Source organism: Nocardia implantans (assembly GCF_035544775.1).
Classification (GTDB): Bacteria; Actinomycetota; Actinomycetes; order Mycobacteriales; family Mycobacteriaceae; genus Nocardia; species Nocardia implantans.
Genome location: NZ_JAYKYQ010000014.1, coordinates 116,383 through 128,733, shown reverse-complemented (window position 1 = coordinate 128,733; position 12,351 = coordinate 116,383). Strand labels below are relative to the sequence as shown.

Genomic DNA, 12,351 nt, shown 5'->3' with positions numbered 1-12,351 from the left:
CGATGCCTTCGTGGTCGACCCGGCGGACGCGCGGCATATGGACCTGCTGGTCGCCGAGCTGACGGCCCGGCGGTCACGTTTCGACGCCGCGGTGTACCTGTGGCCCGAAGCGGCGACCGGCAACGACCCGCAGGCGTTGCTCGAGCGGGTGTACCTGCCGGTGCGTGATCTGGTGCGCGCGCTCGGGGGGACAGCCGAGCCGCCGGTGCGCCTGGTGCTGGCTCTCACGCCCGCCACACCGGCGGGTGCGGCGAGCTGCGCCCTACTCGGCGGTGCGGCCCGCACACTGCGGCTCGAGCAGCCGCACCCGGTGCTGCGGGCCGTCCAGCGCGACACCGTACGGCCGCTCGGTGACATCGTGGCCACCGAACTGGGCATCGACGAACGCGACTCCGCCACCGAGATCCGCTACCACGGCACGACACGCCAGATCCGCCGGACGCGCACGCTCACCACCGCCGGCGCGGATGCCGGCGGCGCGGTGCTGCGGCAGGGTGCGGTGGTCGTGGTCACCGGAGCGTTCGGCGGGATCGGCCGTCATCTGGCCCGCCGCCTCGCCGCCGGCTACCGCGCCCGGCTGGTGCTGGTATCGCGCCGTCCGCTCGACGCGTCGGCCGCGGGACTGCTTGCCGAACTCGGCGAACTGGGCGCGGAAGCCGTGCACGTGCGCGCCGACGTCTCGGTGGCCGCGGACGCCGAACGCGTCGCCGCGATCGCCCACGCCACCTTCGGGCCGGTCGACGTGCTCTACCACGGGGCGGGACAGTTGCGCGACGGACTGCTGTCCGGCAGCAGCCGCGACGACGCGAGAAATGTTCTGGCACCGAAGATCAACGGTGTCGAGCATATGACGCGTGCGCTGCCGGAGACCCGCCTGACGGTGTTGTTCTCGTCGGTTTCCGCGGTGCTGGGCAATCCCGGGCAGGCCGACTACGCGGCCGCCAACCGCTATCTGGACATCGTGGCCGAACAGCGCGACCGGGCCGGAAGCAGGATCATCAGCATCGGCTGGCCGCTGTGGGCCGAGGGCGGCATGCGTCCGCCTGCCGAACAGATCGAAGCGCTGCGGCGGGCCGGTGTGGGACTGCTGCCCACCGCGACCGGACTGGACCTGCTGCTGTCCTGCGCGAGCCTCGACCGCGCGCAACTGGCAGCGGTATGGGGCGACCCCGACACTCTGCGAGCACGACTACAACCGGCGGCCCCGCAGCCCGACGTCCCGGCCGCCGCACCCGTGCCGGTCCATGAGTCGCGCGCGGCCGTCGAGGAGCCCATCGCGATCGTCGGAATCAGCGGCCGTTACCCCGACGCGGAGAACATCGAGGAGTTCTGGCGCAATCTGCGCGACGGGCACGACGCGGTCGGCCCGGTCCCCGCCGAACGCTGGTGGCTCACCGCCGCCGCAGGCACTCCCGGCGCACCCCCGATGATCGGCGGATTCCTGCGTGACGTGGGCGGTTTCGACCCGCAGTTCTTCCGCATCCCGCCGGTGCAAGCGCCCCTGCTGGACCCGCAGGAGCGGTTGTTCCTCCAGCAGGCGTACGCGGCGCTGGAACACGCCGGCTACCACCACACCGACCCGGCCGTGCGGGATCGCCGCGTGGGTGTGTTCGTCGGCGCCACCTGGAGCGACTACCGGCTGCTCGGCGTCGCGGCCAGCCGGGACGGCGATCCGGTCGCGGTGGCCTCGATCCCGTCGTCCATCGCCAACCGCACCTCCTACACCCTCGGCCTGCGCGGGCCCAGCCTCACCGTGGACACCGCGTGTTCGGCGTCGCTGACCGCGCTGCATCTGGCGCGGCGCAGCCTGCTCGACGGCGAATGCGAGGCGGCCATCGTCGGCGGGGTGAACCTCCTTTTGCACGAGGACAAATTCCTGCTGCTGCACAGCCTGGGCATGATGTCCGAGACCGGCCGGTGCCGCCCCTTCGCCGCGGGCGCCGACGGCTACGTGCCCGGCGAAGGCGTCGGCGCGCTGTATCTGAAGCCGCTGTCGGCCGCCCGCGCCGACGGCGACACCATCCACGGCCTGATCCTCGGCAGCGCGGTGAATCACGGTGGGCAGACCTCCGGATACAGCGTGCCGCATCCCGGGGCGCAAGCCGAGGTGATCGGCGAAGCCCTGCGCTCGGCCGGGGTCGATCCCGCCATGATCGACTACCTCGAAGCGCACGGCACCGGCACACCGCTCGGTGATCCGATCGAAATCTCCGGACTGGCCGCCGCTTTCGGCAGCTCCGGCCGCTCCCACGCACTGGGGTCGACGAAGTCGAACATCGGCCACCTGGAGGCGGCCGCGGGCATCGCGGGCCTGACCCGGGTGCTGTTGCAGCTGCGGCACGGCCGGATCGCACCCACTTTGCATGCGGCGGAGACCAATCCGGCCATCACGTTCGACTCGGTGCCGTTGCGCCTGCCGCGTGAACTGGAGGATTGGCCCCGCCGCACCGTCGACGGCGTCGCGGTGGCACGGCACGCGGGCATCAGCGCCTTCGGGGCCGGCGGCGCGAACGCCCATGTGGTGCTCGCCGAGTTCATCGACGACCGGGTGCCGCCGGCCGCGACCGGTGAACCCGAGGTCTTCGTGCTGTCGGCGCGCACGCCGGAGCGGTTGCGCCGCTACGCGGAACTCATGGCGCGGCACTTCCGTGCCCTCGATCCCGCGGATTTCCGAGACGCGGTGCGCACCTTGCAGGTGGGCAGGCCCGCGCTGGCACACCGTCTCGCGGTGGTCGCGTCCTCGCCGCTCGAGGTGGCCGACGCACTGGATCGGTTCGGCGCTCACGAGCCCGGCCCTGTGGTCACCGGCACGGTCGAGGCGCACACCCGGCCACCGCTGGTCACCCCTGCGGCGGATGACCGAGAACTGGCCCGGCAGTGGGTAGCGGGCGCCGATGTCGACTGGCGTGGGCGCGGCGGCCCGCGGCGGCGAATCCCGTTGCCCGGTTATCCGTTCGAGCGCACCGACTTCTGGATCATCGCACCGCCGCGCTCGGGGTTCGACACCGCCGTGGAGCGGTTCGAAGCGTCCGTCCGGCCCGCGGGCACGGTGGAGCCGGGTAAGGCCGAACTGGGCCGCTACGCGGCGATGCTGTTGCTGGCGACCCTGGCCGGAATGGGGCTCACGCCGGGGGAGTGGACCGCGCAGTCGCTGGACGCGCGCCTGGGTGTGCGTCCGGAATTCGACCGGCTGCGCACCAGCTGCCTGGACATCCTGCGCCGACACGGACTGGTGCGCCGGCACGGCGACCGGATCGAGGTTCCCGGCCCGCCGCCGGGTACCAGCGGGATGCGCGCCGATCTGCTGGCCCGGTTCCCCGAAACGGAGCCGTACGTGGCCTTGCTCGACGCCTGCCTGGCCGCGTACCCGCGCGTCCTGCGCGGGGAGCTGTCCGCGACCGAGGTGCTGTTCCCCGGCGGCGATCTGGACCTAGTCGGCGCGATCTATCGCGGCAACGCCGCCTACGACTTCACCAACGGCCTGCTCGCCGGATTGGTATCGGCGGTCGCGCAGCGAGAGGGCGCGGGCCGGCCGGTGCGGATCGTGGAAATCGGCGCGGGCACCGGCGGTTCCACGCACGCGGTGCTCGACGCGCTCGCCGAGCGCGGGATCGCGTTCGACTACCACTACACCGACGTCTCGCACAGTTTCGTCGCGCACGGGCGACGCACCTTCGGGGCGCGTGCGCACGTGCGGTTCGGTGTATTGGACATCGAGACGGATCCGGTCGCGCAAGGGTTCCCCGCGCACGAGGCCGATCTGGTGATCTGCGCCAACGTCCTGCACGCGACGCGATCGATCGACGTGACGCTGCGCAACATCCGGCGGCTGCTCACGCCCGGCGGGGTGCTCGCCTGCACCGAGGCGACCACCGACCTCGAGGTTCTCGCGCTGACGTTCGGGCTGCTGGAGGGCTGGCACGCCTACCGCGATCCCGGGGCGCGGATCCCGCACTCGCCGTTGCTGTCGGAAGCGCAGTGGCTGGAGGCCATGACCGCCGCGGGTTTCTCCGGCGTCCGCGCGTGGGGTCCCGGCTTGTCGACCGACCCGGAGCCCAGTTTCCGGCTGCTGGCCGCGGTCAGCGCCACCACACCGCCCGAGCTCGCGCAACCACCGGCCGACGAGCGGCCCCGGCCCGCTGAGCCTTCCTCTACCGGGCAACTCGGCCGCGCGAACACCCGGACACCGGTCCCCGAGGTGCGGCCGGACGCGGAACCGGCCACCGTGGTCGGCGCGGCAGCCTTGGAAGCCGAGCTCGTCGCCCTCGTCGCCGACGGCCTGGGGGTCGGGCGCGGCGAGGTGCGAGCGGAGCTGCCGCTGTCGGACTATGGCGTCGACTCCATTCTCGCGGTCAAGATCATCGACCGGGTCAACGCCCGCTACGGCTTGACGCTGCGGCCAACGGTGGTGTTCGACCATCCGTCGGTGCGGCTGCTCAGCAGGCACATGGCCGAACAAGGCGCCACCGCGAACGGCGGCGCGACCGCCGTCTCCGGCACGCCCGCTCCCAGTCCTCGAACCGCCACAGCGCCCGCACGACCCAGCGAAAGGTCAGCATCGATGGACATCGCCATCATCGGCATGTCCGGGCAGTTCCCGGGCGCGGCGAACCTCCACGAGTTCTGGCGCGATCTCGCCGCGGGACGAGACGCGGTGACCGAGGTTCCCGCCGCGCGCTGGCCGATCGCCGAGCATTTCCAGCCGGGACCGGCGACGCCGGGCACGACCTACTCCAAGTGGGGCGGCTTCCTCGACGGCGTGGACCAGTTCGATCCGGCGTTCTTCGACATGGTGCCCGCCGAAGCCGACTACATGGACCCGCAGCAGCGGCTGTTCCTGGAGCACAGCCGGCTGGCGCTGGACGACGCCGCCATCGATCCGAAGTCGCTGCGACGCAGCAAATGCGGCGTGTTCGCGGGATCGCCGGGGTCGGACTACGCCACCCTGCTGCGCAACCGCGGAACGGTCGGCTCCCATCACCTGTTCACCGGCAACAGTCCGGCCATCCTGCCCGCTCGCGTGGCCTATCACCTGGATCTCACCGGCCCGTGCCTCGGGCTGGACACCGCGTGTTCCTCGGCGCTGGTCGCGTTGCACCAGGCCTGCCGCAGCCTCGCCGCGGGGGAGTCGGACCTGGCGCTGGCCGGAGGCGTCGCGGTGTTCGTGACACCCGAATACCACCTGCTCGCCTCGTCGATGGGCATGCTTTCCCCGCGCGGCCGGTGCGCCAGTTTCGACGCCGACGCCGACGGTTTCGTGATCGCAGAGGGCGTCGGTGTGGTGGCGCTCAAGCCGTTGTCCGCCGCCGAACGCGACGGCGACCCGATCCACGGGGTGATCCGCGGGATCGGCATCAACCACGACGGCCGCACCAACGGCATCACCGCGCCCAGCGTCCGCTCGCAGACCGAACTGGAACTGGCGGTGTATCGCGAGGCCGGGATCGATCCTTCCACCATCGGCTACGTCGAAACCCACGGCACCGGGACGCGGTTGGGCGATCCGATCGAGATCGAGGCGCTCACCGCCGCCTTCCGCCGCTACACCGACGCGGTCGGCGTCATCCCGGTGGGATCGGTGAAATCGAACATCGGGCACGCCTCGCATGCCGCGGGGATGGCGAGCCTGTTCAAGGTGCTGCTGGCCATGCGCGCCGGACAGCTGCCGCCGTCGCTGCACGTCGCCGCGGTGAATCCGTTGCTGGGACTGGAGCAGTCGCCGTTCTTCGTCAACACCGAACTGCGCGCGTGGGAGGGCGCGCCACGGCGAGCCGCGATCAGTTCCTTCGGGTTCAGCGGCACGAATGCGCACATGGTGGTCGACGGCGCACCGGTCGTGGCAGCGCGGCGCGCGCCGTCCTGGCAGCCGCAGGTGATCGTGCTCTCGGCGCGCACCGCGACGAGCCTGACCAGAATGGCCCGCACGCTGCGCAGGCATCTGACCGCGCATCCGGACCTGTCGCTCGCCGACGTCGCCCGCACGCTCGCGGTGGGGCGCAGCGGATTCGAACATCGGCTCGCGGTGGTCGGGGATTCGGTGGACGCGGTCGCGGCCCGGCTTGCCGCTTTCGCCGACGGTGACCGGCCCGCCGGGGTCCACACCGGCACGATCGATGCCCCCGACGTGGAGCGCGGCGCGGCCACCGTGCTGGACGATCCGGTGGCGGTGGCACGGCAGTGGGTCGATGGCGGGCACGTCTCGTACGCGGGCTGGGCCGATCCTGCTGCCCGTCGTGTTCATCTGCCGGGCTACGAGTTCGACCGGGAACGGTGCTGGGCGCCGGATCTGAGCGCCCCCGCGTCCGAGCACACGGCGCGTCCGCCGCAACGCGACCTCGATCCGGCCGCCGTCGGCGAAGCCCAGGACCTCGCAACACCGCGCGCCGCGACATCATCGACAGACGGGGCGCCACGAGAGATGCGCGCACCTGGCACGGCGGCACAGCTGGCGTCCGTCACACCGCAGGCCGAGCCGAGACCCGACTCCTCTCCGGCTTACCCGCAGCGTTCCGAAGCATCGCCGGTCTCCACGGCCCGGATGGCGACCGTGCCCCGGACCGACAGCGCACTCCGGAACGCTGCGGACGATGGACACGCTGGTCCTGATACCCCGCTTGCGTGGCCGGACTCCGCGCAGCGACGACAGTCCGCCGAGACATACCTCAAAGGCCTGCTCGCCGAATATTGCCGACTGGACCCGCAGCGGATCCGCACTCGAATCCCCCTGCAGGACTACGGCATCGACTCGGTGCTGATCAGCAAGATGAACGACCGGCTGGAAACCGATTTCGGCCCGCTGCCCAGCACGCTGTTGTTCGAGTACCAGACCGTGCGCGACCTGGCGGGCTATCTCGCCGACGAGCACGGGGCGCGCCTGGCCGACGTCACCGCGGACTCGGCAACCGCACCCGGCGACGCGGCGATTGCGCAAGGCGCTCCGACGACCGCACCAGGCGATCCGGCGACGTCACCAACCGGCGCGCCCGCGACGGCGCGCCCGGCCGACGTAGCGCCCGCACCCGTTCCCGCCGAACCTTCCGGCGACGCGCACGATGCCGACGACATCGCCGTCATCGGCATGGCGGGCAAGTTCCCGATGGCGGGGGACATCGAGGAGTTCTGGGCCAACCTGGTCGCAGGCCGAGACTGCATCGTGGAAGTTCCGCCGCAACGCTGGGACCACCGCGAATACCTGTCCGACGACCCCGACGAGCCGGGCACCACCTACGCGCGCTGGGGCGGATTCATCGATGACGTGGACAAGTTCGACGCCCGCTTCTTCGGCATCACCCCCAAAGACGCCGAGGAGATGGATCCGCAGCAGCGGCTGTTCCTGGAAACCTCATGGGCGGCCCTGGAAGACGCGGGCTACTCACCCGATCGGGTGCGCCGCAGCGCCGCGGCCCGCGGTCTGCCCGACGCCGGCGTCTTCGCCGGAGTCGGCTACGCCGAGTACCAGGCGTTCGTCGGCGTCCCGATCTCGGGGTATTTCGCGGTGCCGAACCGGGTCTCCTACCACTTCGGCTTCACCGGCCCCTCGCTCGCGGTCGACACCGCCTGCTCTGCGTCGCTGACCGCGCTGCATCTGGCCTGCGAGAGCCTGCGCCGCGGCGAAGCGGCCTACGCGCTGGCCGGCGGGGTGAACGTGTCGATCCACCCCGGCAAGTATTTGCTGCTCGGCTACGGCCGCTGGGCCTCCACCGACGGCCGCTGCCGGTCGTTCGGCGCGGGCGGCGACGGCTACGTGCCGGGCGAGGGCGTGGTCACCCTGGTGCTCAAACCACTGCGGCACGCGCGCGCCGACGGTGACCGCGTCTACGGCGTGATCCGGGGCAGCACGGTCAACCACGGCGGACGCACCAACGGATTCACCGTCCCCAACCCTGCCGCCCAGGCCGACCTCATCGGCCGGGCCCTCACCGCGGCCCGCGTCGACGCGGCCGACATCGGCTATGTGGAAGCCCACGGCACCGGTACCGCGCTGGGCGATCCGATCGAGATCGCGGCGCTCACCAAGGCCTATCGGCGCTCGACGTCCGAGCGTGGCTACTGCGGCATCGGCTCGGCGAAATCCAGTGTCGGCCATCTGGAAGCGGCGGCGGGCGCGGCGGGCGTGGTGAAGGCGCTGCTGCAACTGCGTCACGACACGATCGCGCCGAACCTGCACAGCGATCCGCCGAACCCGGGAATCGATTTCGCGACGACACCGTTCCACGTCGTCGACCGGCCCACTGCATGGCCGCGACCCGATGACGGCACACCGCGCGTCACCGCCGTGAGTTCGTTCGGCGCGGGAGGCTCGAACGCGCACATGATCCTCACCGACGCCGAGGCCGTCGAGGCGACGCCGGAAGACGGGCGGCCGAGGATCGTGGTGTTGTCGGCCCGCGACGCCGACCGGCTGGCGGAGCTGGCCGCCCGCACCGCCGACCACCTGCGCGATCATCCGCTGTCGCTGCCCGATGTCGCGTGGACGCTGGCCGTGGGCCGGGCCGCGTTCGAGCATCGCCTTGCCGTGGTGGCCACCTCGACGGCCGAACTGGTCGAACTGCTCGACAGCGCGGCCGATGCCGGCGCACCCGCGCCGGCCGAGGGGCTGCTGGTCTTCCGCGGCGTGGCCCGCACCCACCGCGATCTCGACGAGTTGCCCGGCGAGTCGGACGTCGACCGCGCCGAAGTGCGCGCGTTGCTGCGGTCGGGCAATCTGCCGCGCGTCGCCGAACTGTGGGCGGGCGGATGGACCGTGGACTGGGAGCAGGGCTACGAACGCCCGTTCGGGCGGATCGTCGGCCTGCCCGGTTATCCGTTCGCCCGGCGCAGGTACTGGATCGTGCCGGAGGACTACCGCAGACGCGCCCACGTGGTCGCGAAAACCGTGGTCGCGCTGGAGAACGAGCCACCGCGATCAGAGCAGCGCAACGGGCACTCGCCGAACGGCTCAGCGCATCAGACCGTTCCGACCTCATCGGAACCGGCCCAAGCGCACACCGCCGATGTCGCCGGACCGGCCGCCATCACCACCGACGCCACCACACCGCCCGCCGACGTCGCCGCACCGGCCACCATCGCGCCCGCCGACGGAGAATTCGACAGCGAGCTGTGCGACCGGCTCGCCGAGCACATCCGCGACATCTTCGCCGATCTGACCAAGTCCGACCCGGCCGAGCTCGATCTCGACGCGGAGTTCGCCGATTTCGGGTTCGACTCGGTGGCCACGGTGCGGATGCTCAACCGGCTGATGAAGCACTACGACGTGAAGATTCCGGCGGAATCGACCGAACTGCATCCGACGATCGCGTCCCTGTCGCGCTACCTGGTGGCCGAAGGCATCATCAGCGGTGCGGCGCACGATGCCCCGCGCCCCACCGCGGTCGCCTCGGCCTCGACGACCCAGCAGGACATACCCGTGGTGACGATGGACGCCCCGATTCCGGTGCGGTCGGTCTTCATCACCGGCGTGACCGGCGTGCTGGGCGGCAAACTGCTGCACGATCTGCTCACCAAGAGCGACGTGCGGGTGACCTGCCTGGTGCGCGGCAAGACCGTGGCCGCGGCCGAACGCAGGATCAAGCACTTCCTGAGCACCTACGACCCGGAGGCGACCCTCGACGAGGCGTTCGCCGAGCGCGTCAGCACGGTGCTCGGCGACGTCTCGGTCGACCGTTTCGGCTTGGACGAGGTCACCTGGCGGCGGCTCGCCGACGATGTGGACCTGACCATCCATGCCGCTGGCCGGACCACGCTGGTCACCTTCTACGACGCGCTGGCCCCGATCAACGTCGAAGGCACCCGGCGCGCGGTGGAATTCGCGCTGCGCTCCCGCGGCAAGTACCTGGTGTACGTGTCGAGTTTCAGCGCGCTGGGCGATCGGCTGAACTTCAACAATCCGCCGTTCACCGAGCGCGATCTCGAGCTGGGCCAGGGCTATGACCATCTGCCCTACCAGCAGACGAAATACGAGTCCGAGAAGCTGATCCGGGCGGCGAGCGAACGCGGACTGCTGTGGGACATCGTGCGCCCCGGCAACATCATGGGCGACAGCCGCACCGGCCGGTACCCGTTCTCCGAGGTCAGCGTCAAAGGCGCGTACTACGACATCCTCAAGACGATGATCGAGACCGGCGAGACGATGCTGACGCCGGTGCACTGGGACATCAGCCCGGTGGACTACGTCAGCGCCGGGATCGTGCACATCGCCCTGCGCCGGGCCACCTACCGGGAGACCTACCACCTGACCAACCCGGACATCCGGCGTTACTACGACGTGGTCCGCTACGTGCAGCGCGCCGGGTACGAGGTGGCGCTGGTGCCGCTGGAGGAATTCCACCGCAGGGCCACCGAGCGGCAGATCTACCGGCTCGGCACCGACGAGGTCTACGACAGCCAGACCCTGGAGATGTTCAAGTACGGCATCGAGCTGTTCGGCACGATCCACTACGAGGAGAGTTCCTACGCCGATTGCGCCTACACCCGGCGGGTGCTCGGCGCGGCGGGCATCGACTGTCCGCCGACGGAGGAACTGGTGCGGGTGTATCTGGCGCACTGCGCCGAGGTGGGCTACATCCCCGCACCGCGCGGGGCGGAACCGGCCGCGGAGGTGCTGCGGTGAGGTGCACGATCGTCTTCCCAGGACAGGGTGCGCAGCGCACCGGGATGGGGGCGGACTTCTGCGACGAATTCCCCCTCGCCCGCGACACTTTCGCCGAGGCGAGCGACGCGGTGGGCGAGGACCTGCTGCGGATCTGCGTCGAGCGGGACCCGCGGCTGCATCGCACGGAGTACACCCAGCCCTGCGTGCTGACGATGGAGATCGCCGTCTACCGGGTGCTGGCGCGCGAACTGGGTTGGCAACCGGTGGCTTTCGGCGGCCACAGTCTCGGCGAGTACGCCGCGCTGGTGGCGGCGGGCGTCTTCGACCTCGCCGACGGGGTGCGGCTGGTGCGTACGCGCGGCGCGCTGATGCAGCGCGCGGTGCCCGAAGGTGCGGGCGCGATGGCCGCGCTGATCCTGCCCGGCATCGCCGAGGCGGGGGTGGCCGAACTGGTGGCCGAGGCGGGCGCCGAGGTGGCCAACGACAATTCGACCGACCAGCTGGTCATCAGCGGCCACAGTGATGCCGTCGCGGCGGCACGGGTGGCGCTCGGCGAGCGGTTTCCGGAGCTGCGGTTCGTCCCGTTGCGGGTGAGCGCGCCGTTCCACTCCCGGTGGATGCGCGGTATCGAGGCCGAGTTCGCCGGACATCTGGCCGAATGCGCCCCACGCATGCGGGCCGAGCGCGCGGCCGCGGTGACCTCGAATTACACCGGTGAGTTCCATCGGCCCGACACCCTCGCCGAGCATCTGGTCCGCCAGATCTCCGCCCCGGTGCGCTGGACGGCGAACATGCGCGCGTTGCTCCGCTCGGGCACACCGCGTTACGAGGTGGGCCCCTCGGCTCCGCTGTCGAAGTTCTTCGCGACGCTGGATGCCCCGGTGACCCGGATCGCGACGGTAGCCGATCTGCGCGCGCTGCCCGCTCCGGAAGACACACCGGCACCCGCTACGACTGTTCCGGTCGCGGTGACATCCTCGACAGCCGCATCGGCACACTCGGGCCGCGAGCCGGAGCGCCTGACCATCCACCGCAAGAGCGCGGGCACACCGAGACTGCGGTTGTTCTGTTACCCCTTCGCCGGCGGCAAAGCGGCGGCCTACACGCCGTGGCGCGCCCAGCTGCCCGAGTGGGTGGAGCTGTGCGTGCTGGAACTGCCTGCCCGGCAGCGGCATCTGGCGCAGACACCGATCCGCCGTTTCACCGACCTGGTGGAAGCCGCGCTGGCGCAGGTGCTGCCGCTGACCGATCTTCCGTTCGCGTTCTTCGGCCACAGCCTCGGCGCGCTGGCCGCCTACGAGGTCGCCCGCCGCCTGCCCGAGACGAACGCGCCGCGGGCGTTGTTCCTCTGCGGCGCGGTGGCGCCGCATCTGCCCAGACCGGGACGGTTGTCCGAGCTGCCGGATGACGAGTTCGTCGCGGCAGTGGGACATTACGGCGGCATACCGCCGGAGGTGCGCGAGACCCCGGAGGTGATGGCGCTGTTCCTGCCCGCGTTGCGCAGCGATTTCGAGATCTTCGACGACTACCGGTTCACCCCCGCCGCCGCGCCGTCGTGCCCGGCCTACCTGTTCGGCGGTCGGGACGACCGCCAGGTCGCGGCCACGCAGCTGGAGGCATGGCGTGACCTGCTGCCGGGACTGCGCTCCACCGAGCTGCTGCGCGGCGGCCACTTCTTCCTCGTCGAGCAGCGGGGCGCGCTGCTCGGCTCACTCGCGGACAAGCTCGCCGCTGTCCGCCCCGACGCGGTACCCGCCTGA

General features: G+C 71.2%; 2 protein-coding genes (1 of these 2 only partly in view). Both read left to right on the top strand.

Going from position 1 to position 12,351, the window contains the following annotated elements:
• Positions 1–10,609, top strand: the 3' portion of a protein-coding gene (locus U3653_RS28260; RefSeq protein ID WP_195082948.1) for an SDR family NAD(P)-dependent oxidoreductase. 1,445 nt of this gene lie to the left of the window's left edge; 10,609 of the gene's 12,054 nt are visible here — the last part of the coding sequence; its start codon lies off the left edge, out of view; it ends in the stop codon at positions 10,607–10,609.
• A complete protein-coding gene (locus tag U3653_RS28255) occupies positions 10,606–12,351 on the top strand; it encodes a thioesterase domain-containing protein (RefSeq protein ID WP_195082947.1) in 1,746 nt (581 codons plus the stop codon). Before U3653_RS28260 ends, U3653_RS28255 begins: the two co-directional genes overlap by 4 nt.